Source organism: Bradyrhizobium sp. A11, assembly GCF_042077125.1.
In the GTDB taxonomy this organism is placed as follows: domain Bacteria; phylum Pseudomonadota; class Alphaproteobacteria; order Rhizobiales; family Xanthobacteraceae; genus Bradyrhizobium; species Bradyrhizobium japonicum_B.
Map to the genome: position 1 here is coordinate 602,486 of NZ_CP149509.1, position 25,993 is coordinate 628,478.

The 25,993-nt window shown below is 66.2% G+C and carries 20 protein-coding genes and 3 pseudogenes; 18 read left to right on the plus strand and 5 right to left on the minus strand.

Annotated features, from left to right (window positions below):
• Positions 1-3 precede the first annotated feature (3 nt).
• Positions 4-1,415 (minus strand): annotated as a pseudogene (locus WI560_RS02790) (FAD-binding oxidoreductase).
• A 177-nt stretch (positions 1,416-1,592) separates the two neighbouring features.
• Between WI560_RS02790 and WI560_RS02795 the strand changes: the two are divergent.
• From WI560_RS02795 to WI560_RS02850, 12 genes and pseudogenes are all read left to right on the plus strand, one after another.
• Positions 1,593-2,477, plus strand: a complete 885-nt coding sequence (locus WI560_RS02795) for a dihydrodipicolinate synthase family protein (protein WP_375306806.1) — start codon at positions 1,593-1,595, stop codon at positions 2,475-2,477.
• A gap of 212 nt (positions 2,478-2,689) precedes the next feature.
• Positions 2,690-5,013 (plus strand): annotated as a pseudogene (locus tag WI560_RS02800) (TonB-dependent siderophore receptor).
• A gap of 2 nt (positions 5,014-5,015) precedes the next feature.
• Positions 5,016-6,191 carry a PepSY-associated TM helix domain-containing protein gene (locus tag WI560_RS02805; RefSeq protein WP_375306807.1) on the plus strand — a complete coding sequence of 392 codons (1,176 nt, stop codon included), beginning with the start codon at positions 5,016-5,018 and terminating at the stop codon, positions 6,189-6,191.
• 71 nt (positions 6,192-6,262) lie between these two features.
• Positions 6,263-7,495 (plus strand): rhodanese-like domain-containing protein, encoded by a 1,233-nt coding sequence (locus WI560_RS02810; protein ID WP_375306808.1) that lies wholly within the window; start codon positions 6,263-6,265, stop codon positions 7,493-7,495.
• A 148-nt stretch (positions 7,496-7,643) separates the two neighbouring features.
• Entirely contained in the window at positions 7,644-8,888 is a 1,245-nt protein-coding gene (gene serA / locus WI560_RS02815; protein WP_375306809.1) for a phosphoglycerate dehydrogenase, read from the plus strand.
• An 82-nt stretch (positions 8,889-8,970) separates the two neighbouring features.
• Complete coding sequence (locus WI560_RS02820) at positions 8,971-10,632, plus strand: tannase/feruloyl esterase family alpha/beta hydrolase (protein ID WP_375306810.1); 1,662 nt, start codon at positions 8,971-8,973, stop codon at positions 10,630-10,632.
• Positions 10,633-10,680: 48 nt separating this feature from the next.
• Positions 10,681-11,163 carry a MarR family winged helix-turn-helix transcriptional regulator gene (locus WI560_RS02825; protein ID WP_375306811.1) on the plus strand — a complete coding sequence of 161 codons (483 nt, stop codon included), beginning with the start codon at positions 10,681-10,683 and terminating at the stop codon, positions 11,161-11,163.
• Positions 11,160-11,930, plus strand: a complete 771-nt coding sequence (locus WI560_RS02830; protein WP_375306812.1) for an enoyl-CoA hydratase — start codon at positions 11,160-11,162, stop codon at positions 11,928-11,930. The genes WI560_RS02825 and WI560_RS02830 overlap by 4 nt, the downstream gene beginning before the upstream one ends.
• A gap of 124 nt (positions 11,931-12,054) precedes the next feature.
• Positions 12,055-14,136 carry a methyl-accepting chemotaxis protein gene (locus tag WI560_RS02835; protein WP_375306813.1) on the plus strand — a complete coding sequence of 694 codons (2,082 nt, stop codon included), beginning with the start codon at positions 12,055-12,057 and terminating at the stop codon, positions 14,134-14,136.
• Between the two features lie 131 nt (positions 14,137-14,267).
• Entirely contained in the window at positions 14,268-15,206 is a 939-nt protein-coding gene (locus WI560_RS02840) for a dihydrodipicolinate synthase family protein (RefSeq protein ID WP_375306814.1), read from the plus strand.
• Between the two features lie 300 nt (positions 15,207-15,506).
• Positions 15,507-16,907 (plus strand): selenium-binding protein SBP56-related protein, encoded by a 1,401-nt coding sequence (locus WI560_RS02845; protein ID WP_375306815.1) that lies wholly within the window; start codon positions 15,507-15,509, stop codon positions 16,905-16,907.
• 83 nt (positions 16,908-16,990) lie between these two features.
• Entirely contained in the window at positions 16,991-17,584 is a 594-nt protein-coding gene (locus tag WI560_RS02850) for a hypothetical protein (protein ID WP_375306816.1), read from the plus strand.
• Here the strand turns inward: WI560_RS02850 and WI560_RS02855 are convergent.
• The 3 genes and pseudogenes from WI560_RS02855 to WI560_RS02865 form a co-directional block, all read right to left on the minus strand.
• Positions 17,562-18,287, minus strand: a complete 726-nt coding sequence (locus tag WI560_RS02855) for a DUF1045 domain-containing protein (protein ID WP_375306817.1) — start codon at positions 18,285-18,287, stop codon at positions 17,562-17,564. The genes WI560_RS02850 and WI560_RS02855 overlap by 23 nt on opposite strands.
• A gap of 18 nt (positions 18,288-18,305) precedes the next feature.
• Positions 18,306-19,499 carry an alpha-D-ribose 1-methylphosphonate 5-triphosphate diphosphatase gene (locus tag WI560_RS02860; protein WP_375306818.1) on the minus strand — a complete coding sequence of 398 codons (1,194 nt, stop codon included), beginning with the start codon at positions 19,497-19,499 and terminating at the stop codon, positions 18,306-18,308.
• Positions 19,496-20,154: pseudogene (locus tag WI560_RS02865) on the minus strand (chloramphenicol acetyltransferase). The gene WI560_RS02860 and the pseudogene WI560_RS02865 overlap by 4 nt, the downstream one beginning before the upstream one ends.
• Before the next feature lie 173 nt (positions 20,155-20,327).
• Between WI560_RS02865 and phnC the strand changes: the two are divergent.
• The 4 genes from phnC to phnE (WI560_RS02885) all read left to right on the plus strand — a co-directional run bounded on the left by phnC (position 20,328) and on the right by phnE (WI560_RS02885) (position 23,946).
• Entirely contained in the window at positions 20,328-21,137 is an 810-nt protein-coding gene (phnC, locus tag WI560_RS02870; protein ID WP_375306819.1) for a phosphonate ABC transporter ATP-binding protein, read from the plus strand.
• Positions 21,138-21,210: 73 nt separating this feature from the next.
• Positions 21,211-22,146: a phosphonate ABC transporter substrate-binding protein gene (gene phnD / locus WI560_RS02875; RefSeq protein WP_375306820.1), complete on the plus strand. Its 936-nt coding sequence runs from the start codon at positions 21,211-21,213 to the stop codon at positions 22,144-22,146.
• Between the two features lie 73 nt (positions 22,147-22,219).
• Positions 22,220-23,104: a phosphonate ABC transporter, permease protein PhnE gene (gene phnE / locus WI560_RS02880; protein ID WP_375306821.1), complete on the plus strand. Its 885-nt coding sequence runs from the start codon at positions 22,220-22,222 to the stop codon at positions 23,102-23,104.
• Positions 23,101-23,946: a phosphonate ABC transporter, permease protein PhnE gene (phnE, locus tag WI560_RS02885; RefSeq protein ID WP_375306822.1), complete on the plus strand. Its 846-nt coding sequence runs from the start codon at positions 23,101-23,103 to the stop codon at positions 23,944-23,946. Before phnE (WI560_RS02880) ends, phnE (WI560_RS02885) begins: the two co-directional genes overlap by 4 nt.
• A gap of 131 nt (positions 23,947-24,077) precedes the next feature.
• Here the strand turns inward: phnE (WI560_RS02885) and phnF are convergent, their stop codons facing one another.
• The gene (gene phnF / locus WI560_RS02890) at positions 24,078-24,806 is read right to left on the minus strand and encodes a phosphonate metabolism transcriptional regulator PhnF (RefSeq protein WP_375306823.1); all 729 of its coding nucleotides are present in this window, start codon (positions 24,804-24,806) and stop codon (positions 24,078-24,080) included.
• A gap of 107 nt (positions 24,807-24,913) precedes the next feature.
• Between phnF and phnG the strand changes: the two genes are divergently transcribed.
• Both phnG and phnH read left to right on the plus strand, forming a co-directional pair.
• Complete coding sequence (gene phnG, locus WI560_RS02895; RefSeq protein ID WP_375308754.1) at positions 24,914-25,378, plus strand: phosphonate C-P lyase system protein PhnG; 465 nt, start codon at positions 24,914-24,916, stop codon at positions 25,376-25,378.
• A 4-nt stretch (positions 25,379-25,382) separates the two neighbouring features.
• Positions 25,383-25,991, plus strand: coding sequence for a phosphonate C-P lyase system protein PhnH (phnH, locus tag WI560_RS02900; RefSeq protein ID WP_375306824.1), 609 nt, complete (start codon positions 25,383-25,385; stop codon positions 25,989-25,991).
• Positions 25,992-25,993 lie beyond the last annotated feature (2 nt).

The window sequence follows — 25,993 nt, forward strand, 5'->3', positions numbered from 1 at the left end:
TGTTCAGACCACCTTGCCGGGATTGAGCAGCTGATCGGGATCGAGTGCCGCTTTCAGCGTCCGCATCAGCGCGATCTCGGCCTCGCTCCGGGCATGGCCCAACCATTGCTTCTTCAGCGTGCCGATGCCGTGCTCGGCGGAGACGCTGCCGCCCATCTCGCGGACGAGGCCATAGATGATCGCGTCCATCTCGTCCTTCGGCTGCTGCGCGACCGACAGGCCGGTAACCCACGAGACAGATGCAGATTGCCATCGCCGATATGGCCGTAATAGACGCTCTCGCAGCCCGTGATGCCATCAGCGAGCGCCGCCTTGCAGCGCGTGACGAACTCGTCCATCCGCGCCACCGCAAGGCCGATATCGTAGGAGATGTGCGGCCCCAGCACCTGGCCGAACTCGGCGCAGATGTCGCGCACGCGCCAGAACGCCTGCGTCTGCGCCAGCGATTGCGCCACGGCGGCATCGGCCAGCAGCCCGCGCTCCATCAGCTCCTCGAGCCAGGCCTGGAAGCGCGGCGCGTCGACGCTCTCGTCGGTGCCCTGCGCCTCGACCAGCACGTAGAGGCCGTGGCCGGCGGCGACCGGCGGCTTCACGCCGGCGCGATTCGTGATCACGTCCCAATAGTCCGGCCACATCACCTCGAAGGCCGACAGCAGCGGGCCGAGCCCGCTGCGCGCCGCGCCGAGCAGCGCGACCACCGCGGCATAGTCCTTCAGCGCGCAGAGCGCCGCCATGGTCGAGCGCGGCTTCGGGAACAGTCTTAGCACCACGCGGGTGATGATGCCGAGCGTGCCTTCGGAGCCGACGAAGAGGTGCTTGAGGTCGTAGCCGGCGTTGTTCTTCATCAGCTTGTTGAGACCGGTGATGATGGTGCCGTCGGGCAGCACGACCTCGAGCCCGAGCACCAGCTCGCGCGTCATGCCGTAGCGGATCACGCGGTTGCCGCCGGCGTTGGTGGAGAGATTGCCGCCGATCGCGCAGGAGCCGCGCGAGCCGAGGTCGAGCGGAAAGAAGAAGCCGGCTTCATCCGCGGCCTTCTGGATCGTCTCCAGCGGCGTGCCCGCTTTCACCGTCATCGTCGCGGAGGCCGCATCGATCTCCTCGATGCCGGTCATGCGCTCCAGCGAGATCGCAACCCAGCCGGCTTCGGGCGAGGCGCCCCGGCACAGTCCGGTCAGTCCGCCCTGCGGCACGAACGGCAGATGGGCCTGACGGCAGGTGGCAATCGCGTCGGCCACGCCTTGCGCATCGACGGGGCGGATCACCGCGAGCGGCGTCTGCGGCAGGCTCGCGCTCCAGTCGTTGCAATTGCGCGCCGGCACGTCGGTGCCGGTCAACACCGCAGCCGCGCCGAGCTTGTCGCGCAGCGCGCCGAGCAACTGCTCAGGTCGCCCGACGGGACTCACCATGTTCATGCGAGACCTCCTCGGAAGTCGGCCGCGCCACAGGCGCGCCTTCGCGGTGAAAGGGTTTGCGTATGTCTTGTATGTAAGGTACAAGACGAAAAGTAAAGTAAAAACAAGGCCCGATAAAGCCTCGGAAGATCGTTGAAGATCAGCGGCTTAGTCGGGATCGAAGCAAAGGGCAGTGTGATGACCGAGGCAATTCGCGGATTCTGGGTGGCATCGGCGACGCCGCTGGCGGCCGACGGCAGCGTGGATTCGGCAAAGCTTGCAGCTCACGCCAAACAGCTCTTCAGCAAAGGCGTCGATGGCGTCGTGTTGTTCGGCACCACCGGAGAGGGCACCACCTTCAGCGTCGCCGAGCGCATCGCGACCGTGGAGGCGATGCTCAAGGCCGGCGTTGCCGCCGACCGTATCGGGATCGGCGGCGGCTTTCCCGCCTTCTCGGACAGCATCGCTCTCTCACGCGCGGCGCTCAAGCTTGGCCTGCGTCATGTGCTGGTGCTGCCGCCTTACTTCGATCGCAACGTCACGCCTGACGGCATCGAGGATGCCTTCGCCGCGATCATCGACGGCGTCGCCGACGAAAGGCTGCGCGCCTATCTCTACCACATTCCGCAGGTGTCGGGCGTCGCGATTCCGACCGGCGTCGCTGCCAGCTTGCGCATGCGCTACGGCAAGGTGATCGCCGGCCTGAAAGATTCCAGCGGCGACTTCAAGCAATTCCAGGCCTTCCGTGCCGCAGCCCCTGAGCTCGCCATCACCGTCGGCAACGAGGCCGATATCGCCCGCGCGATCGCCGCCGGCGGGGCCGGCACCATCTGCGGCATGGCCAATGTCGTGCCCGAGCTGGTCAAGGCCATGGTCGACGGCAAGGACGTCGAAGCGCGCATGCAGGCCGCGATCGATGTCGTGCTGAAGACGCCGTCGTCCACCGCCGCGCTGAAAGCAATCCTTGCGGCACAGACCGGCGATGCAGCCTGGCTGCGGGTGCGGCCGCCGCTGCGCGCATCATCCGACGGCGCTGCGTTGAAGCGCAAGCTCGACGAGCTGATGGCGCCTGCTATCGCGTGAGACCGCACGAAATCCTGATACGTCGCCGCGAGTTCGCGTGCGACGTGTCGCGGGCCGCCCGACGCCAATTGGAGATTGCCGTTCACTGGCGCTCGTTTCTTAGAACGATTCAATACTAGAGCGATTCAATTCCGCCTGCGGTTCTCTTCGCGCACGGTGGCTGTTAGACGCGCGAGCTTCAATGCCGTGTCTGACCTGGAAGTGAATCGAACGTGCGTGCTCATCCGGATGGCCAACGCGTCAGCAGCCATCGTTACCGTGCCGGCAAGCGCCGTGCAGGTCTTCTCATTGGAGCAGCCGTGCTGCTCGCCGAATGCCACTCCAGCACGACGACCGCACAGGCGCAATCGGCCCTGCCGCCCGTGACGGTGGAGGCTCCGACACCGCGGTCGAAACCGGCGCGCGCCGCAGAGCAATCCTCACGCCGCACCCAGAGCGCCGCCCGCCGGCGCGATCGCAGCCCGGCACCCGCCGCGCCGACGCTATCCGAGCGCGCCGCAGCGGACGCCGTCGCACAGCAGGCTGCCAAGCTCGGTTACCGCGCAATGCCGAGCGCGACGACGCTGCGCAGCGGCGCATCGCCGCTCGATACCTCGCAGACCGTCAACGTCGTGCCCGCGCAGGTGCTGAAGGACCAGCTGCCGCGCAACATCGACGATGCGCTGGTCAACATCAGCGGGATCACGCAGACCAACACGCTTGCAGGCACGCAGGACGCGGTGATCCGCCGCGGCTTCGGCGACAATCGCGACGGCTCGATCATGCGCAACGGCATGCCGCTGGTGCAGGGCCGCAGCCTCAATGCCGCGGTCGAAAGCGTCGAGGTGCTGAAAGGGCCGGCCTCGCTGCTCTACGGCATCATGGATCCCGGCGGCATCGTCAACACGATCAGCAAGCGTCCGGAGCTCTATCAGCACGGTTCGGTCACGCTGCTCGGTTCGACCTATGCGAACAACCGCAGCGGCGCCGACGGCACGCTCGACATCACCGGTCCTATCGGCGACGGCGGTCTTGCCTATCGCTTCATCGGCTATGGCGTCAGCGAGGACTATTGGCGCAATTTCGGCCGCCACCGCGAAATGCTGGTGAACCCGTCGCTGGCCTGGTACGGCGAGACCACGACGGTGCAGCTCACCTATGAGCACCGCGAGTTCATCACTCCGTTCGACCGCGGCACGGCCTTCGTCAAGGGCGCTCCACTGGCGATCCCGAAGACGCGCCGGCTCGACGAACCCTTCAACAACATGTGGGGCAGGTCCGACCTAGTGCAGGCTTCCGTCGAGCAGAAGCTCGACGACAATTGGAAGGTCACGGCGGCCTACAGCTACAACACCGAGACTTTCAGCGCGAACCAGCTTCGCATCACCGGCGTCAACGCCACGACCGGTGTTGAAACCCGCAGCAACGACGGGACGCGCAACTCGCTGAGCAACGCCAGCTACGGCACCTCCTATCTGCAAGGCGACGTCTGGCTCGGCGGTTTCCGCCACGAGATCCTGTTCGGCGGCGAGGCGCTGTACCGCACGATCGATCGCCACGATTTGATCCGCCAGGCGACACCGAGCTTCAATTTCTACAACCCGGTTTATGGACTGGTCGTGCCGGGCACGACCGTCTCGGCGACCGACAGCGAGCAGACCGACAAACTCGGTACCCGCAGCTTCTTTGCCCAGGACACGTTTCACCTGACGAATTGGCTGTCCGTGATCGGCGGTGTGCGCTGGATGGAATATGAGCAACTCGCGGGAAAAGGGCGACCCCGTTTCGTCACCGCTACCGATCTTTCTGGCGACAAGGTTCTGCCGCTCGGCGGCGTCATCTTCAAGCTGAACGACCAGCTCTCCTATTACGTGAGCTATACGCAGTCGCTGAAGCCGACATCGGTCATTCCGCCGTTCACGGCCGGCTTCGTTGTCGATTCCACCATCGCGCCTGAAGAAGGAACGCAGTGGGAGACCGGCCTGAAATTCGATGTCAACAAGCGGCTGTCGGGCACTCTGGCGGTCTACGACATCCAGAAGAAGAACGTGCTGGTGCTGGACGATATCGGCGGCGGCAAGTCTGCGGCGCGCACAACCGGTGCGGCCAGGTCGCGCGGCGTGGAGCTGGACGTGACGGGCAGACTGACCGACGAATGGAGCATGATCGGAAGCTACGGCTATACCGACGCACGGCTGATCGATGATCCCGTTGTCGGCAATGCCAGGCTGTTCAATGTTCCGACGAACACGGCCTCGCTCTATCTCGTCTACGATTTCGGCGACAGGCTCCCCGGGCGCCTGCGGCTGGGCGGCGGTGCGCATTATGTCGGCGATCGGGCGGGCGACTCGGCCAACACCTTCTTCATGCCGGCCTATACCGTGGCGGACATTTTTGCGACGTACGACACGAAGATCGATAATCTGCCCGTGACCTATCAGTTCAACGTCAAGAACCTGTTCGACAAGCTCTACTATACGTCCAGCACCGGAAATGCCTTGAACGTCGCCATCGGCGACGCGCGGCGCGTGTCGCTGTGGCGACGGTGAAGTTCTAGCCATGGCGGCACGGACTGGACACAGCATCAAGGCGGTCCTGTTCCAGGTCCATTCCATTGCGGGCCTGATCCTCGCGTTGCTGCTGTCCGTGATTGCGCTGACCGGCGCGATCATGAGCTTCGAGGACGAGATCGTCGATCATCTCAATTCCGGCATCATGCAGGTCGCGCCGCGTCCGGCGCTGATGCCGGACGAGCTGGTGGCGCGGCTGACGGCAGGACAGGATCTCGGCAAGGTCTCGGCGGTCACGCTGTCGAGCGATCCGTCGACGGCGCTCCATGTCCGCTTTGCGCGTGACGAACGGGGCGACCGGCCGACCTCGCTCTATGTCGATCCCTATGACGCGCGCGTGCTGGGCTCACCCCGCGGCGAGGCGTTCTTCGCGACGGTGCGCCGGCTGCATCGCTGGCTCCTCATCCCCGGCGACGGCAAGGGCTGGGGGCGGCCGATCACCGGCACCATCGCGCTCGGCCTGATCGTCATGCTGGTGTCGGGCCTGGTGCTACGCTGGCCGCGCCGGGCAGGCAGCGTGAAGATGTGGTTGAAGCCGAACCTTGGACTCAGCGGCCGCGGATTGCATCGCTCGCTGCACACCGTGATCGGGACCTGGGTCCTGCCGGTTTATCTGACGATGGCGCTCACCGGGCTGTACTTCTCCTTCGAATGGTACAAGGACGGCGTGACCTGGCTGCTGGCGCGTCCGCACGCCGCCGCGGCGAAGATGGCGACAAAGCCGCCGCGGCCGGACGGTCGCGCCGGGCCTGTCGCGATCGGATTTGATCGGGCCTGGACGACATTCCAGCGCGAAGAGGGGCCCCGGTTCTCCCGGGCCTTGCTGACGCTGCCGGCGGGGGCGGGCACCACGATACGCATCCGCTCTTGGGGGAAGGCCTCGTTGCTCGAGACCACGCGCGACGAATTCCGCATCGACGCCGTCACCGGCCAGCTGGTCTCCGCGGAGCGCTTTACCGACAAGACGTTCGGCGAGAAGATCATCGCGGCCATCTACGACATCCATCGCGGCGAAATCCTGGGCTGGCCGGGCAAGCTCGCGTTCATGATCGCCGCGATCCTGATGCCGTTGTTCTCGGTCACCGGAATCCTGCTCTACCTGTCGCGCCGCAGGCTGCGCCGTTCGGCGCCGCCACCGCTCGGGCGGCTCGTTCCCGGCGAGTGAGCCGACAAGGCTAGCCAACGCGCTTGCAATCGGTCAAAAGCCCATGGCCTGTCTTCGCTAGGGTCCGTGCCATGAAGCTCCCGACCGTCACTCCCGCCGACATCCGCCGCGCGCTGCTGCTGCGCGAGGAGATCGCGCTGCTCGATCTCAGATACGAGGCAGGCTTCGCGACCGGGCATCCGCTGTTCGCGGCCAACATGGCCGTCGACCGGATCGCGATCGAGGCCGAGACCAGGCTGCCGCGCAAGGACGTGCCGATCGTGCTCTATGATGACGGAGAGGGGCTGGTCGCGAGCGGGGCCGAGCGTCTTGCCGCGCTCGGCTATACCCATATCAGCGCGCTCGACGGCGGGCTGAAGGCGTGGCGCGCGGCGGGCTACGAGGTCTTTGCGGACGTCAATTCCTATTCGAAAGCGTTCGGCGAGCTGGTCGAATCGCGCAGGCACACGCCCTCGCTTAGCGCCGACGAGGTCGCCAAGCTGATCGCCGACGAGGCCAACATCGCCATCCTCGACGTTCGCCGCTTCGACGAATATGCGACCATGAACATTCCGGGCTCGGTCAGCGTGCCCGGTGCCGAGCTGGTGCTGCGGGCAGGGCAGGCCGCGCCGGATCCTGACACCACCATCATCGTCAATTGTGCCGGCCGAACGCGCTCCATCATCGGCACTCAGTCGCTGATCAATGCCGGCGTGCCCAACAAGGTGCGCGCGCTGCGCAACGGCACCATCGGCTGGACGCTGGCGCGGCACAGGCTCGACCACGGTGCCGACAGGCGCGGCGAGATCGGGCCGTTCGCGGGCGGCCCTGCCAATGCGCGCGATGTCGCCTATCGTGCCGGCGTTCGCCACATCGGGGCGCGCGAGATGGCGGCGCTGGTCGCGCAGACGGATCGCACGCTCTATCGTTTCGACGTACGCGAGGCCGAGGAATACGCGGACGGCCATCTCCCGGGCTTCCGGCATTATCCGGGCGGCCAGCTCGTGCAGGAAACCGACATGGCTGCTCCGGTGCGCGGGGCGCGCATTCTGCTCACCGACGACAGGAGCGTCCGCGCCGACATGACGGCGTCGTGGCTGGCGCAGATGGGCTGGGAGGTCTATGTGCTGGAAGGCGGCTATGACGGTGCGCTCGAGATCGGCCCGCCGCGGGTGCTACCCAGGCCCGATCCGGCCCATCGCTACCGCCGTCCCTATGAAGGCACCGATGTCGCGCAAGCCGCGATGCAGGCCTATCTCGATTGGGAATATGGCCTCGTAGAGCAGCTCCGCCGCGACGGCACGCACGGGTTCTACGTGATTTGATTCTGCTGCCGTCGCGTGCAGATGACGGAGTTGGTGGGATGCCAGGTATCTCAAGCACCGCCATCTTCTCCCGTATCCGCGCCCTATTGTGCTGCGCATCCTCAGCGGTCTATGTGCTCAGGCAAAGCTCATCATCTACGGAGACACCATGTCAGCCCCAGGCCAAGGCCCCGAGCGGAACGCCAAGGCGCTGCTGCTCGAAGGCGTCAATGATAGCGCTGTCGACCTTTTCACGAGCGCGGGCTTCACCAATGTGGAGCGGCTGACCAAGGCGCTCGACGGCGCGGATCTGCGCCGGGCGCTCGACGGCGTGTCGTTGCTCGGGATCCGTTCGCGCACGCAGATCACCGATGAGGTGCTCGCCGCCGCCGACCAGCTGCTCGCGGTCGGCTGCTTCAGCGTCGGCACCAACCAGGTCGATCTCGCGGCGGCGCGCAAGCGCGGCATTCCCGTGTTCAACGCGCCGTTCTCCAACACGCGCAGCGTCGCCGAGCTCGTGATCGGCGAGATCGTGATGCTGCTGCGGCGGATCTTCCCGCGCTCGGTGTCGGCCCATGCCGGCGGCTGGGACAAGTCGGCGACCGGCAGCCGCGAGGTGCGCGGCCGCACGCTCGGCATCGTCGGCTACGGCAATATCGGCTCGCAGCTCTCGACGCTCGCCGAAGCCATGGGCATGCGCGTGATCTATTTCGACCGCACCGACAAGCTGCGCCACGGCAACACCGAGCCGGTCGAGCGGCTGGACGAGCTGCTGGCGCAGAGCGACGTCGTCAGCCTCCACGTGCCGGAGACGCCGGAGACTGCGGGCATGATCGGCGAGAAAGAGCTGCGGGCGATGAAGCCGGGCTCGTTCCTGATCAACAACAGCCGCGGCACCGTGGTCGATCTCGATGCGCTCGCGCGCTCTTTGCGCGACGGCCACCTCGCCGGCGCCGCCATCGACGTGTTTCCGGTGGAGCCGTCGTCGAACGCGGACCGCTTCGAGAGCCCGGTGCAGGGCCTCGAGAACGTCATCCTCACCCCGCATATCGGCGGCTCCACCGAGGAGGCGCAGGAGCGCATCGGCGGCGAGGTCGCGCGCAAGCTGGTCGACTATTTCATCACGGGCTCGACCATGGGCGCGGTGAATTTTCCGGAAGTGCAGCTGCATTTGCGTCCTTCCGGGGCGCGCTTCAGCCATGTCCATCGCAACGTGCCCGGCATGCTGCGGCGGCTCAACGAGGTCTTCCTGCAGCGCGACATCAACATCGCCGCGCAATATCTGGAGACATCGGGCGATCTCGGCTACGTCGTGCTCGACGCCGATCTCGCGGGGCAGGATTCCGCGGCGCTGCTGCAGCAGATCCGCAGCCTCGACGGCACGATCGGCGCGCGGCTGGTGTTCGAGCACTAAAGCGTCATTGACGGTGAGCCGGAGGTCGCATTGAATGCGGCCTCTGGTGGATTGAATAACAACTACAAACCGGGTGGAAACGATGACGCTGACAAGAGCGAAGCTGTGCGCATGGCTGGTGGGTACGGCGGCGGCCCTGAGCGCGAACGTCGCATCGGCCGCGACCCTGACAGCGGATGCAGAGACGGTCTGCAAGGGCCTCGTTGGCGGCGCCGATGCCGTGAAGATCGATTCCGCAACGCTGCAGGCGCCCTCACAGCTCATTGTCGCCGAACGCGGGCCGACGCCGTCGGCGCGTATCACGCCGGCCAACCCGGCCTTCTGCAAGGTGCTCGGCCATATCGACCCCACGGATCCCAAGGCGCCACCGATCAGATTCCAGGTCAACCTTCCCGTCGAATGGAACGGACGCTCGCTGCAATATGGCGGCGGCGGGTTCAACGGCGTGCTGATCACCGGGCTTGCGCTGCCGCCGGCCCATCCCTTCGACAAGCCGTCGCCGCTGGCACGCGGCTTCGTCACCTACGGCACTGACTCCGGCCACGAGACCAAGCCAGGCGAGCCGCCGCAGGTCTTTGCGCTGAACGATGAGGCCTTCGAGAATTTCGCCCACCGCGCCTACAAGAGAGTGCGCGACGTTGCGGTGGCGCTGATGGAGCGCGCCTACGGCAGGAAGCCCGACAAGATGTACTTCATGGGCTCGTCCGAGGGCGGCCGCGAAGGCCTCACCATGGCGCAGCGCTATCCCGATGACTTCGATGGCATCTTCGCCCGCGTTCCCGTCATCAACTGGGTCGGCCTGCAGCACGCCGGCACGCGGTCGGGTCTCGTCACCATGGGGCCGGGTTGGATCAATCCGGCGCAGGTGAAGCTCGTCGGCGAGGCGGTGCGGGCGGCCTGCGACAAGGCCGATGGTTCCGACGATGCGCTGGTGCAGAACCCCGTTGCCTGCAAGGCCGCCTTCAAGGTCGAGACGCTGCGCTGCGCGACCGGGCAAAGCGGCGATCAGTGTCTCACCGATGCGCAGATCAAGGCGGTCGAGACGCTGCATGCGACCTACAAATTCCCGTTCCCGCTCGAAAACGGCCTCGACGATTATCCGGGCTGGGGTGTCTCGGGCGAGGATATTCCGGCGATCGGCCCGACCGGCGGCTGGACCGCGTGGTGGCTCGGCACCGCGCCGCCGGCGCAACCGCCCGCGCCCAACAACGGCATCGCCTGGATCTACGGCGCCGGCGGCATCCAATATGTGTTCGCGCGCGATCCCAAGCTCGACGTCACCACCTACAAGGTGGATGAGCACAAGGCGCGGCTGCTCGAAGTGTCGAAGCTGATGGATTCGACCGATCCCGATCTCAGCCGTTTCCGCGCGCGCGGCGGCCGTCTGATCATGCTCGAGCACATGGCCGACTACGCCCAGAGCCCCTATGCCGGCATCCGCTATTTCGAGAGCGTCGAGCGCAAGCTCGGCAAGGCCGAAACGGCCGAGTTCGCGCGGCTCTACACCGCACCCGGCGTCGACCATGTCGGCTCCGGCGCACCGGCCAATGTCGACATGCTCAGCGTGCTGGTCGACTGGGTCGAGAAGGGCAAGGCGCCGGGCGATCTCGAAGTGGCCGAGCAGAAGGTCGAGGCGCCCTCGTTCCCGACGCTGCGTGCGCTGCCGCTGTGCCGCTGGCCCGCCTGGCCGCACTACAAATCGGGACCGGTGACGGAAGCGGCGAGCTTCGCCTGCGCGCCGTAGCCAAACGGCTCGTTTGACAACGACCGCGCGCTCCGCTAGATATTTCGCATGCGAAGTAATGGCGCCGACGCGCGGCATCATCGGCTGATCTACCTGCTCAGCGTCGCGCAGCGCCGCTTGCAGCGCTGGATGGCGGCGCGGCCTTCGAGCGAGGTGACGCCGGCGCAGGCGGGATTGTTGTTCATCCTCGGCAAGCAGGACGGCGTCCTGATGGGCGAGGCGGGCGCGGCGCTCGACATGGGGCCGGCCGGAATTTCCGGCCTCGTCGACCGCACCGAGGCTGCGAGGTTGATCGAGCGGCGGGCCGACCGCGAGGACGGACGCGCCTGGCGCATCTTTCTGACGCCGAAGGGACGCAGCGCGCTGGCGCAGGCGAAAGCTGGCGCGGCCGAGATCAACGCGGCACTGACGGACGGGTTCACGGCCGCCGAGATCGACATCGTCGCGCGCTGGCTGACCAGCATTCAGGACAAGTTTCCAAGGCCTTCGGACGACAAGGCCTTCAGACGAATAGAAGGAGCGAACCCATGACCGAGCACGTCCGCATCGAGACCAATGGCGGCATTCTCACTCTCACGCTGGCGCGTCCCGACAAGAAGAACGCGTTGACCGATGCGATGTACGGCAAGCTCGCCGACGCGATCGAAGCCGCCGAGCGCGATGCCTCGGCTCGCGTGATCCTGATCCGCGGCGAGGGCGACATGTTCACCGCCGGCAACGACGTCGGCGAATTCGCCGCGGTCGCAACCGGCAAGTCCGAAGGCAGCCGCAACGTCATCCGCTTCATCCAGTCGCTGGCGCGCTGCACCCGGCCGCTGGTCGCGGCGGTGCAGGGCCGCGCCGTCGGCGTCGGCACCACGATGCTGCTGCATTGCGACCTCGTGGTGCTCGCCGACAACGCGCAATTGTCGACGCCTTTCGTCAGCCTCGCGCTGGTGCCTGAAGCGGCCTCCAGCCTGCTGATGCCGGCGCGCATCGGCCATGCCCGCGCCTACGAGATGTTCGCGCTGGGTGAGGCGGTGCCGGCGCAGACGGCGCTGCAATGGGGCATCGCCAACCGCGTGGTGCCGCTCGACAAGCTGGATGCCGAGGCGCTCGCACTCGCGCAGCGCCTTGCTCGGCAACCGGCCGGCGCCCTCACCGCCACCAAGCGCCTGATGCGCAACGGCGAGGCGCTGGTCGCGCAGATGCAGGCCGAAGGCGAGCAGTTCGCCCAGCGCCTGCGCACCGCCGAGGCGCGCGAAGCATTCACGGCTTTTGCCGAGCGCCGCCCGCCTGATTTCACCAAGGTCGCGTGAGCCGACACAGCCTGCCGGGAGGGACGGCGGGGTACAACTGAAGGCCTTTGATTAAAGTCTTAACCAAACCTTGGCATGTCACGGTGCAAGGTGCCCCGCTCGTGGAGAGCAGGTCCCTTTCGCCATGTCATTTTCTAAGAAATCGGTAAGCAAGCTACTTCTTGTCCTGATGGCGCTTTTGGCCGCCGGCGCGCTGGCCAGCACTGCGTTCCAGATGCTCGGGGCGTTCGGCCGCTACAGCGACAGCCTGGAGACCGAGCGGCTTGCGGCTGCCGACAAGGCGATCTTCCAGGGCGTGCTTGCATTGCGCAACAATCGCGGCGATGCGCAGAGCGCGCTGCTCGGCGAGGACGATCCGCGTGCCAAGCTCGGCGCCGCCGAGAAGGCCGAACTGGCCGGCTATGATGCCATCGTCGCGGCGCTCTCCACCGTCGAGTTCGCCCGCCGCGACGAGCTCGCCAGCACGCTGAAGCAGCGCTGGAGCGAGGCCGCGCCGAAGTTCCAGCTTTTCTACGACGAGGCCAAGCTGCCGCGTGCCGAGCGCAAGGTCGAGCGCACCGCGCCGTGGTATGATGGCATCACCAAGGTGATCGAGACCGCGAATCTGGCGTCCACCGCGGTGTCGAACCGCGCCTGGACCAACGATCCCTTCATCGCCCGCATGATCCAGGCCCGACGCCTGGCCTGGCAGGTGCGCGACCGTTACGGCATCCAGTGCTCGACCCTGCGTCCCAACGTCAACACCTCGAAGCCGCTCGACGAGACCCAGAAGCAGACCGTGGCCGGCTGGAACGGCATCGTCACCGCCGGCTGGACCGGCCTGGAGGAATTGCTGGCCGCGCCCGACGTGACGTCAGACCTCGTCAATACCGCGAAGCAGGCCAGGGCCAAGACCGACGGCGTGCTCAAGCAGATCGGCGATCTCACCAAAAATCTCGACGGCAGCGGCAAGCCGGCAATGCCGGCCTCGGAATGGAACGCGCTGTGCCAGTCGCCCTTCGCGCCGATCGTCGCGGTCGCCAACACGGCGCTCGACCAGTCGATCGCGCGTGCGGAAGCCGTCCAGGCCAAAGCCCTCACCAATCTCATCGTGCAGTCGTTCGCGTTCCTGCTCGCGCTGGCCGTGACTCTGGCCGGCGTGTTCGTGGTGCGCAATCGCCTGATGCGGCCGGTGCGCGCCATCCTCGATGCCATCGCCCGCATCAGTGCGCGCGATTATGCGACGCCGGTGCCGCAATCCCGGCATCCCGACGAGTTCGGCACCATGGCCGCCGCGCTCGAAAGCCTGCGCGAGAGCGCGGCCACCGCGGAACGGCTGGGCCGGGAACGTGAATCGCAGCAGGCGCTGCAGCTCGCGCGCTCCGGCACCGTCGATTCCGCCTGCCGTAGCTTCGACGACACGGTGCAGGCGGTCATCCAGAGCGTTGCGGCCTCGACGCGGGAGCTCGATGCCACCGCCACCGGCGTGCGCTCGCTGGTGTCGCAGTCGAGCAGCCAGACCGCGGCGGTCTCCTCCGCCGCCGAGCAGGCCACCAACAATCTCGAGACCATCGCCGCCGCGACCGAGGAGCTCTCTGCATCCGTCGGCGAGATCTCGGCGCAGGTGCAGTCCAGCGCCCGCGAGGCCCGCGAGGCCGTTGCGCAGGCCGAGCAGACCAATGCGACGGTCGAGATCCTCGACCAGACCGCCAGCCGCATCGGCGAAGTCGTCAAGATGATCAACGCTATCGCCGGCCAGACCAACCTTCTGGCCTTGAACGCCACCATCGAAGCCGCGCGTGCGGGCGAGGCCGGCCGCGGTTTCGCCGTGGTCGCCGGCGAGGTCAAGAGTCTCGCCTCCCAGACCGCGACCGCGACGGAAGAGATCTCGCGCCAGGTCGAGGAGATCCAGGCCGCGACCGGCCAGGCGGTTGCCGCCATCCGTTCGATCGGCGGCGCCATCAGCGGCATCGACGAGAAGATGACGGCGATTGCCGCCGCCGTCGAGCAGCAGCGCGCCGCCACCACCGAGATCTCGCGCAACTTCCAGCAGGCCGCGCAAGGCACTCGCGAGGTCACCGACACCATCGGCAGCGTCGCCAGGCTCAACCAGGAGACCGGCAATGCCGGCACGGTTCTGTCGGAATCCGTCAAGAAGATGTCGGCCGACGCCGATCGTCTCCGCGTCGCGGTCGAGGGCTTCCTGGGCGCGGTGAAGACCGCCTAGTTTCGCCTCATTCTTCCATTCTGAGATCGTGCGTTCGGCATTGCCGCCGGTCCGCGCGGCGGCTACATCTGTGCCGCCTCGCGCCCAGAGCGCAGCGCCGGACGCAAGACGCATCAGGGATGGAGAGTTCGATGCCGGTCACCCCCCACAAGGCCCAGCGCCCCTATCGCGGCGTGTTCCCGGTCGCGCCCACCATTTTCGACGAGCGCGGTGAGCTCGACCTCGAGGGCCAGCGCCGCTGCATCGATTTCATGATCGATGCCGGCTCGCACGGCATCTGTATCCTCGCCAATTTCTCCGAGCAGTTCGTGCTCACCGATGCCGAGCGCGAGAGCGTGATGCATGCGGTGCTGGAGCATGTCGCGGGACGGGTTCCCGTGATCGTCACCACCACCCATTTCAGCTCGGCCGTGTGCGCGGCGCGCAGCAAGCAGGCGGAAGCTGCCGGCGCGGCCATGGTGATGGTGATGCCGCCCTATCACGGCGCGACCTTCCGGGTTCCCGAGAAGGGCATCGTCGAATTCTTCAGGGTGCTCTCGGGCGCGATCGACATTCCGATCATGATCCAGGATGCGCCGGTGGCCGGCACGCCGCTCTCGGTCGAGTTGCTCGCACGGCTGGCGCGTGATTTCTCCAACATCCGCTATTTCAAGATCGAGGTGGCGGGCGCGGCCTCAAAGCTGCGCGGGCTGATCGAGGCGGGCGGCAAGGACATCGAAGGCCCGTGGGACGGCGAGGAGGCGATCACGCTGCTCGCCGATCTCGACGCCGGTGCCACCGGCGCGATGACCGGCGGCGGCTATCCCGACGGCATCCGCCAGATCATCGATCCCTATTTCGCCGGCGACCGCGAGAAGGCAAAGGCCGCTTACGAACGCTGGCTGCCGCTGATCAATTACGAGAACCGCCAATGCGGCCTGATCGCCTGCAAGGTGATGATGCAGGCCGGCGGCGTCATCAAGTCGGGCGCGGTGCGCCATCCGCTACAGCCGCTGCATCCGGCGACCCGGGCGGGGCTGCTGGAGCTGGCAAAAGAGCGCGATGCGTTGGCGCTGCGGTGGGGGAAGTAGCGCCCAAGGCTCCACTGCCGTAGGTGGGCAAAGCGAAGCGTGCCCACCGCGGGTGGGGGAAGTTGCGCGGATATGCTCAACCGTCGTCCCGGACAAGCTCCGCGAAGCGGAGCGCTGATCCGCATTTCGGCCGAGGGCGTCGAATTAGCGCGGTTCGACCAGTTTCCCCCGGCACGGCGATGACATATTGTACGTTCGCCAACCGGCCTGGAGCATCTCAAGACATAGCGTAACACCTCTTCATTATGCCGTTATCCCGAGTCAGGTTGGCGCAAACCGACAGAACAGGGAGGCAGTGCCATGACGATGAGGCCCGATCCCACCTTTCACGCATCGCCCAAGCTTGCGATGGAAGCACCTGCGGAGAACTTTGCCTACACGTTGCTGCTCAGTCCGGACTTCTCGAAACCGGATGCTCTCGCGGTCATCGACGTCAAGCCGGGATCGCCGACCTATAGCCGGATCGTCCACACCGTGACGATGCCCAACAAGGGCGATGAGTTTCATCATTTCGGCTGGAATGCGTGCTCCTCCGCTCTGTCGCCGCTCGCCGGACACGCCTTCATCGAGCGGCGCTATCTCATCATTCCCGGGCTACGCTCGTCGCGCATCTACATCATCGATACCAAGCCAGATCCGACCCAAGCCAAGATCCACAAGATCATCGAGCCAGAGGAAGTCTTCAAGAAGACCGGCTACTCGCGGCCACACACGATCCATTGCGGACCGGACGGCATTTACGTCAGCACGCTGGGCGGCGGCGGCAAGGACGGCACCAACGGTCCTCCCGGTGTCTTCATCATGGATTGCGAGACCTTCGAGGTCCTCGGACGATGGGAGATCGACCGCGGTCCGCAGACGCTGCACTATGATTTCTGGTGGAATCTGCCGCGCGACTACATGGTGACGAGCGAATGGGCCTTGCCGCCGCAGTTCGAGAACGGGATCGTCCCGGAAGATCTGCTTGCGAACAAATATGGCCATCGTCTGCACTTCTGGGATCTTCGCGCCCGTCGCAACGTCCAGACCATCGACCTCGGTGCCAATCATCAGATGGCCCTGGAGGTGCGGCCGGCGCACGATCCGGTTCGCGAATACGGCTTCGTCGGCGTCGTGGTCGACACCACGAATCTCGAAGCATCGATCTGGACCTGGTGGCGAGAAGGCGGGCAATTCCATGCGGAGAAGACGGCGACGATCCCACCCGAGCCCGCGCCAAAGGAGCAGCTCCCGCCGTTGCTTCAGGGGTTTGGCGCCGTGCCGCCGCTGGTGACCGACATCGATCTGTCGATGGACGACCGGTTTCTCTATGTCTCGTGCTGGGGTACGGGCGAAATGCGCCAGTACGACGTCAGTGATCCGCGCAAACCGAAGCTTGCGGGCTCCGTCCATATCGGCGGTATCGCGCGCCGCACCCCCCATCCGAATGGCAAGGCCTTTGCGGCGGGCCCCCAAATGGTCGAGATCAGCCGTGACGGCAGGCGCGTCTATTGGACCAATTCGCTCTATTCCACCTGGGACGACCAGTTCTATCCCGATGGGGTTCCGGGCGTGGAAGTCATGGCCAATGTCGGTCGCAACGGCGGCCTCGAGCTCGACAAGGATTACTTCGTGAGCTTCCCCGACGGATATCGTGCGCACCAGATCAGGCTCGAGGGCGGCGACTGTTCGACCGACTCCTTTTGCTACCCGTCGGTCTAGATGGGACCCATGCGAACCCGGCGCTCGGCTGGCTGTGGCTCGCGCTTGCGGCGAGCGGACTCTACCATGGGATCAATCCGGGAATGGGATGGCCGCTCGCCGTGTCTGCCGGGCTCATGGACAAGAGCCCGCGCGCGCTCTTCCGCGCATTGTGGGCCTTGGCGGCCGGGCATCTCCTGGCAACATTTCTCGTGCTGCTGCCATTCGCGTTCCTGCTCGTGCTGGCCGAGTGGCAGCGTCCGATCCAGATCGGTGCGAGCCTTCTCGTCATCGGCTTCGGGGTCTATCGGCTGATCGACCGGCGCCATCCGCGCGCGCTGGCACGAATTCCGCCGACGCAATTGGCGCTCTGGTCATTTGCCGTCGCCATTGCCCACGGCGCCGCCCTGATGCTCGTGCCGATCTATCTCGGGCTCTGCCGGGCCTTCGAGCTCGATGCCGGCCACGAGGCGGCGGGCGAGTTGATGAAGGCAAGTCTCGGGATGGCGGTGCTGGTGTCCGTGGTGCACGTTGCCGCCATGGTCAGCGCCGGCGGGTGTCTGGCGTGGCTGGTCTACCGTTATCTGGGGTTGAAGTTCGTCTCGCGAAGCTGGTTCAATCTTGACGCAGTCTGGGCGACCAGCCTCGTCCTGGTTGGCGCGGTGGCGCTCGCCTTCAATCTCGTGAGCTGGCGCTGAGGTTCGCCGGCGCCAATCCCCACTCGCCGATGATGCGAAACCGGGCCCTTGCGTCATCCTGCCTGAACAGCGCGATGCGGTCGATCTCGAGCGTTTCGATCCTCAGCGTCGCAAACCGCGCGCGCAGCATCTCCAGGATCGGCCCGCGCCGCTCCGCATCGAGCCGTCCGGTCAGCGTCATGTGGAAGCGGAATTCCTCCATCACGTAGGGATAGCCCCAGCGGTCGAGATAGTCGCGCTGCCGTTCGCTCAGCTTCTCCGGCTTGCGCCGCGCGCGATCCTCCGCGGTCAGCGCCGCACGGAAAGCGTCGAATTCGCGGACGCAATCGGCGGCGAGCTGCTGTAGCGCCTCCACCGGCTCGGCTGGAATGACGGCGATGAAGCCGCTGATGGCATCGACGACTGGCCGGATCACGGGACGCGGCCGCGTCTTGCCGGCGAAGGTCGCGCAGGCGGTCATCAGCCCGGCTTCGGTCCTGCCAGATGCCAGCGCCAGCGGCGCTTTCAGCGTGGCATGAAAGCCGTATTTGCGCGGATCGGCGCTGATGTCGTGCCAATCGGGCGCGACCTCCAGCGCCTCGCGCGGAAACGGCGGTTCGCTGCTGGTATAGGCATCGTAGCCGAGCAGCTCGGCGCCGAAGCGGGAGAGGGGGCTGTCGTTGCCTGCGGCAAAATAGATCGCGTAGCGGGGAAAGCCTGTCATCGCACGAGCATAGCCGGTTTAGGCCGCGGCGACAGCTTCGCGCGGCATCGCCGCCGTACTCAGGAGCCGCGTCGCGTCGGTGAGATGGACCAGCTTGCCGCCCGATATCACCGCGATCAGCCGCGGCCGCAGCGGCACGTCGTCGTCGACCAGCAGAATGTCGGCGCGGCGGCCTTCCGCGAGCACGCCGCGATCGGTCAGGCCGGTCGCGCGCGCAGGGCCGGCAGAGACCAGATTCCAGGCCTCCGTCAGCGGCAGCACGCCGTCGGCGGCGAGGCGGAACGCGGCGAGCAGCTGGGCGGGATAATAGTAATCCGACGCCAGCACCGAGCAGAGCCCCTTGGCGATCATGTCGGAGGCCTTGGTCCAGCCGGTGTGGCTGCCGCCGCGCACGACGTTCGGCGCACCGTAGACGATGGCATCGCCGTGGCTTGCCGCCGCCTGCGCGGTCTCCTCGTTGATCGGAAACTCGGCGATCAAAGCGCCGAGCTCGCGAAACTCGCGGCGCATCGCCGGCGTCGCGTCATCGTGCGAGAGCATTCGCACCTCGGCCGCTCGGGCCGCGGCGGCCAGACGCGCAACGGAAGCCGGTACCTCGTCGGCGCGCGAGACCACACGCTCGACCAGGCGGTCGAATTCCTCGCCCGACAAGCCGGTGCGCTCCACCATGCGGTTGCGCTTGCGCGGCTTGGCCATGTCGGCGACCGTGCCGTCCATGTGGTCGTTGAAAGCGAACAGGTCGACGCGGCCTTCCATGAGCCACTGCGCGATCTCGGCCTCGGCGTCGAGATTGTAGGTTTCATGCCGCAGATGGAAGCGCGTGTCGGCGGCGAACTGCGGACGCTGCCGCTCGATCGCCTCCATCAGTCCGCGCGCATTGTCCGCGCTGCGCAGGCCCGGCTCCCAGGAGCAGGTGGTGGCGTGGAACACCGTGGTGATGCCGTTGCTGATGGCCTGGCGGTCGCTGTCGGCGAGCGCGACGTCGATCGGGAAGTCGACACCGGCGCGCGGCATCATCTGCCGCTCGAAGGCATCGCCGTGAAGATCGACGATGCCGGGCAGAACCAGCAGGCCCCGTGCGTCGATCGCCAGCCGCCCCCGGCCGCGGGAGGCGTCTATCGCAGTGATGTCCTGCCCGGACACCGCCAATGACGTTTCGACGAGTTCGGCGCCGATCAGGGTCCGGCCGCCTTCAAGCAAGATGTCTGTCACGCGACCGCGCTTCGTTTGCTGGCAGGAGAGTTGCCCGTGCTTCGTATGCCGCCAGAAAATCTTCAATCCCGAGCTTGCGGAAATCGGGCAGGGCCTCGCGCAATTTGTCGTGATCCCAGTCCCACCAGGCAAGCCGCGCGAGACGCCCGGCGATCTCCTCGGAGAACCGTCGCCGCACGATTCGGGCCGGATTGCCGGCGACGATGGTGTAGTCCGGCACGTCCTTGGTGACGATGGCGCCGGCCGCGATCACCGCGCCGGTGCCGATGTTGCGGCCCGGCAGCACGATCGCGCCGTGGCCGATCCAGACGTCGTGGCCGATCTGGACGTGATGCTGGCGCCGCCAGTCGAAGAAATCGGCATCGTCGCTCTCGCCGTCGAAATAGGCGCTCGAACGATAGGTGAAATGCGCCTGCGTCGCGCGATGCATCGGATGGTTGCCGGGGTTGATGCGCGTCATCGCCGCGATCGAGCAAAACTTTCCGATCGTGCTGTAGGTGATCTGCGAATCGTTCACGACATAGGAGTAATCGCCCATCGCCACTTCGTGCAGGATGGTGCGGGCGCCGACCTCGGTATAGGCGCCGAGCCGGGCCTCGTGCAGCTTGGCCGAGGGATCGATGGTCGGCTGAACTGAAAGAGCTTTGGCGGCCATGTCGAATCCGGAGTGCGAAGGCGGGCGTACCTCTTCAAACGGCTTGATGACGATGTCATGACACGGCGATGACAGGGAATGAGCTGTGCAGGATCGCCGCACCGCAACGTCGCTGTCACACAAGTGTCAAGCGCTGGCGTTAGCGATTGGCCCCAGCTAATCTGGAGCCCTGCATGCTGGTGGTGGATGGTCTGACGTGTCGCTTCGGCGCGAAAGCCGCGGTGGACGGTGCCTCGTTTCAAATTTCTCCCGGCGGCTTCGTCGGTGTGATCGGACGGTCCGGCGCCGGCAAATCCACCCTGCTGCGGAGTATCAACCGCCTGGTGAACCCAACCGAGGGACGCATCCTGTTCGACGGGGTCGACGTCACCGCGCTGCGCGGCAAGGAACTGCGGCAATGGCGGGCGCGCTCGGCCATGATCTTCCAGCAGTTCAACCTGGTCGGCCGGCTCGATGTCCTCACCAACGTGCTGATGGGACGGCTTGCGACGATGCCGGCCTGGCGCTCGCTGTCGCAAATGTGGCCGGAGCAGGACAAGGCGCTGGCGATGTCCGCGCTCGAGCAGTTCGACATCGCCTCGCTCGCCGCCCAGCGCGCCGACCAGCTCTCCGGCGGTCAGCAGCAGCGCGTCGCGATCGCGCGCGCCCTGGTGCAGCAGCCCGACATCATCCTCGCCGACGAGCCGATCGCTTCGCTCGACCCGCGCAACACCAAGATCGTGATGGATGCGCTTCTGCGCATCAACAAGCATTTCGGCATCACCGTGCTCTGCAACCTGCATTCGCTCGATCTCGCCCGCAGCTATTGCGATCGCTTGATCGGCATGGCGCAGGGCCGCGTGGTGTTTGACGGCGCGCCGGCCGCGCTGACCGATCACGTCGCACGCGAGCTCTACGATCTCGAAGCCGCCGATGTCATGGGCGCCATGCCTGCGCCGGCGCCCGCGGGCGTCCCCGCACTCGGAACGGCGGCCGCCGCCTGAGCAGATCTGTTTCGTTGCAAGTCTTCCTTGCAAGTTTTTGCGTCAACCGACCCCAACCGATGAAGAGGGTATCATGATCACTCGCAGACTGGTCCTTGCCGGCGCCGCCGCGCTCGCATTCACGACTTCGGCCCTCGCCGCCGACTGGAAGGCCAAATATCCCGAGCTGACCTTCGCGGTCGTCCCGGCCGAGAACGCCTCCGGCGTCACCGAGCGCTGGGCGCCGTTCGTGAGCTATCTCTCCAAGGAGCTGGGCGTGAAGGTCACGCTGCGCATCGCCAACGACTACGCCGCCGTGATCGAAGGCCAGCGCGCAGGCAACATCCACATCGCGAGCTACGGCTCGGCTTCGTTCGCCCGCGCCCGCCTGACCGGCGTCAAGACCGACGCCTTCGCCAATGACGTCAACGCCGACGGCTCGACCGGCTATTATTCGGTGTTCTTCGTCAAGGCGAACAGCGCCTACAAGACCCTCGATCAGCTCAAGGGCAAGAATCTCGGCCTGGTCGACCCGAACTCGACCTCCGGCAACAACGTGCCCCGCTTCGAGCTCGACAAGTTGGGTATCCATGACGCCGACAGCTATTTCGGCAAGGTCGTCTTCACCGGCAGCCACGAGAACGCGATGCTGGCGCTGGCGCAAGGCACGGTCGAGGTTGCCGCCAACCAGTGGACCAGCGATGACGATTCTACGCTGGCGCAAATGCTGACCAAGGGCATGCTGAAGAATGCCGACGGCTCGGCGATGAAGAAGGGCGACTTCCGCATCGTCCATAAGTCGGCGCCGATCATCAACGGCCCCTATGCCTACAATTCCGAGCTGCCGGAAGACGCCAAGGCCGCCATTGCGAAGGCGTTCTTCGACGCGCCGACCAAGGACAAGGCCGCGTTCGATCGCCTTTCCGACGGCCAGAAGAAAGGCTTCCATCCCGCCACCACCAAGGATTGGGATGGCACGATCGAGCTGATCAAGTTCGTCGACGCCCTGCGTAAGAAGAAGGCGTCCTGAGTATCGGGACGATGCCACTGGAGCCGGGTCCATCGACCCGGCTCTTTCTTTGACGGGACGTCATCTCAAGCCCATGACAACAGCGGTTTCGATCCTTCCCGAGCAGCAGCTCGCCGTGCTCAACGCCGCCTATCGCGAGGCGGTGGCACGCAGGCGGCTCCGCCTCCTGTTCGGGGCCGCGATCTTCGCCGCGGCGCTGGTGCTCGCCGCGGTCGGCGCCGAAGTGAATCTGCGCACGCTGTTCAGCTATTTCGGCAACTTCGTCAGCTATTTCGACCGCATTTTCACGCTCGACAGCGGCCAGCGGGTCTGGACCGATGTCGGCGAATGGCTGTGGGGCTGGCGCAAATGGCTGAAGATGCTGGGCGAGACCCTGCTGATCTCCTACGTCGGCACGCTGATTGGCGCGACCCTCGCATTCGGCCTGAACTTCCTCGCCGCCGATAACACCTCGCCCGCACCCTGGCTTCGCTTCGTCGTCCGGCGCCTGCTGGAATTCGCGCGCACCGTTCCAGGCATCGTGTTCGCGCTGGTGTTCGTGATCGCCTTCGGACTCGGGCCGATGGCCGGCGTGCTCGCGATCGCGATCCACTCCACCGGTGCGCTCGGCAAGCTGTTCTCGGAGATCGTCGAGAACGCCGACATGAAGCCGGTCGAGGGCATCCGCTCGACCGGCGCGAGCTGGCTGTCCTGCATGCGCTTCGCCGTGGTGCCGCAGGTGACCGCGGGCTATGCCAGCTACGCGCTGCTGCGTTTCGAGATCAACGTCCGCGAGGCTTCCGTCATGGGGTTCGTCGGCGCCGGCGGCATCGGTCAGGAGCTCGTCGTCGCCATTCGCAAGTTCTACTACTCCGACGTCAGCGCCATCCTGCTCACCATCATCGTCACCGTCTTCCTCATCGACATCAGCACCGGGTGGCTGCGCGGCCGCCTGTTCGGCAAGGAGGCGCGGACGTGACGCCGCACGAGGTCGATCCGCGAGAGCTTCGCGCCCGCTACCCCGACGTGTTCGACCGTCCCGCTTCGGCGCGGCTCGCGATGCCGGCCATGATCGTCGCGGCGTTCGCGATCCTGATCTACGGCCTGGTCGATCTCGACTTCTCGCCGTCGCGGTTCTTCGCCGGCCTCAGCCAGCTCGGCTGGATCACTTTGATGATGATCCCGCCGGATCCCGGCTCCTCGCTGCCGGTCTATCTCAAGGCGCTCGGCGAGACGCTGTCGATTGCGCTGCTCGGCACCACGCTGGCCGCCGTGTTCGCGCTCCCCGTCAGCCTGCTTGCAGCACGCAACGTGGTGCCGTCGAGCATTCTCCGCTTTCCGGTTCGCCGCGTGCTGGATTCGATCCGCGGCGTCGACACCCTGATCTGGGCGCTGGTGTGGATCAATGTCGTGGGCCTCGGGCCGTTTGCCGGGGTGCTGGCGATCGCCGTGTCGGATTTCGGTGCGTTCGGCAAGTTGTTCTCGGAGGCGATCGAGGGTGCCGACCAGAAGCAGGTCGAGGGCATCCGCGCCTCCGGCGGCAGTGCTCTGCACGAGATCCGCTTCGGCCTGATGCCGCAGGTGCTGCCCGTCATCGCCGGCCAGGTGCTCTACTACATCGAATCCAACACCCGCTCGGCGACCATCATCGGCATCGTCGGCGCCGGCGGCATTGGCCTGCAACTCGCCGAGCAGATCCGCGTGCTGGAATGGCAGAAAGTGTCATTCCTGATCCTGATGATCCTGGTCGCGGTCGCCGCGATCGATTTCATCTCGGGCAAGCTGCGCTTTGCGATTATTGGGCGACCGGCGGTGGCGTGAGCACAGGTGCCGTAGGGTGGGCAAAGGCGCACTTGCGCCGTGCCCACGAATTTTCTCCGACATGATCAAGGTCGTGGGCACGCTCCGCTTTGCCCACCCTACGGCGCCTCTCACTTCAATTGGCAGAGGAGCTACGACTCCACCAAAAACTCCACCCGCTCCGCCGCGAAACGCGAATGCTTGGTCATCAGCGGCTTGCCCTGGAGATCGTGGTCGGTGGCGTCGACCACCAGGATCGGGCGTCCCAGTGCGAGATCCAGCCGGGCCGCGTCGGTGGCGTCCACGATGCCGGCGGTGATCCGGGTCGCGCCGCGGCGATAGTCGCGCACGCCGTAATGCGCGAGCAGTTTCGTCATCGAGCGCGTCGCCGCGAACACGGCCCCCGCATTCGGGAACAGCTCGGCCGACAGCCAGGTGGTGGAGACGCAGATCGGGGTGCGGTCGGCGAGGCGGATCGCCTCGATCCGCACCAGGGGCGCGCCGGCTTTCAGGCTCAGCTCGCGCGCCAACTCGCGGGTGGCGACGTCGTCGGAGGCCTCGATCAGCTGGCCGCGCGGCTCGCGGCCGCCCGCACCGACGATCTCGGAGAACCGCGTGCGCGAGCGCAGGGGATAAGCGAGCTTTTGCGCCTCGACATAAGTGCCGCTGCCGCGTTCGGCGCGCACCAGGCCGCGCTCGGCGAGGGCTGCCAGCGCGCGCCGCACGGTGTGGCGGTTGACGCGATAGGTTTCGGCGATCTCCATCTCGCCCGGCAATTTGTCGCCGGCCGCGAAGCGGCCGTCGGCGATGCCGCGCTCGATGCCGTCGGCAACGAGGCGCCACAGCGCGACGCCGGACGATGCAGTGTCTTGCATGCTCATATCGCCGGTCAGCCTAGCCCAGAAATCACGCACTTGTCACGAAACAGTCATGGCGCGTCCGTATGAAGTTGTCTATTATCATAGACAACTTCGATGCGGCAAGTTCGGTGGACCAGGTGACCCAGCACAACAACCAGCAAGCCCAGCGCAAGGCCGCGATGGCCGTGCTGGCGCACGCGGAGGCGGGCGAGATCGCCGCCCGCCTCCGCGACTTAAGCATCCCTGACCATCAGGACCTGCGGGCGCCGGAAAACGGCCTTGTCATGCTGCGCGGCCGGGTCGGCGGCGACGGCGCGCCGTTCAATCTCGGCGAAGCCACCGTGTCGCGCGCAGCCGTGAAGCTCGCGAGCGGGGAGGTCGGTTTCGGCTACACGCTCGGGCGCGACGGCGAGAAGGCGCGGCTGATCGCATTGTGCGATGCGCTGGTGCAGTCCCGCGACTTCGGCGGCGCGATGGAACGGGATGTAATCGCGCCGTTGCGTGAGCAGCTTATGATTCGCCGCAAGCAGGCCGCGGCCGAGACCGCCGCGACGAAGGTTGATTTCTACACCATGGTGCGCGGTGAGGGCTGAGATCATGACCACGATTGCAGAATTGCCGCCGGGATTCGCCGACAAGGTGCTGTCGGCGCAATCGACCTTTCGCTCGGTGATGGACGCGATGGCGCGGCCTGGCTCGGTCCAGCGCATCGTGCCGATGGCGGGGGCGCCTGATACAATGATGCGCGGCACCGCCGCGATCGCGCTGACGCTGTTCGACCACGACACGCCGCTCTGGCTCGACGCGCGGATGGCGGCGAGCCCGGACGCGGCGAAATGGCTCAAATTCCACACCGGCGCGCCCTTGGTGCAGGATAGCTCGGTGGCGAGCTTCGCGCTGATCAGCGACGGCGCCGCGCTTCCGCCGCTCGAACGTTTCGCGCTCGGCACCAGCGAATATCCGGATCGCTCCACCACGATCATCCTCCAGGTGGAGAGCCTCGACGCGGGCCGCAGCTTCGAGCTGCGCGGTCCCGGCATCGACGGCGCCGCGAGGCTCGAGGCGTCAATCAAGCCGTTCGATCTGTTCGAGCGCCTGCAGGTCAACGAGGCGCTGTTTCCGCGCGGCATCGATGTCGTGCTGGTCGCCGATGACGCGTTGGTCGCGATCCCCCGCACCACGCGCGTCGTGAGCAAGGGAAGCTGAAG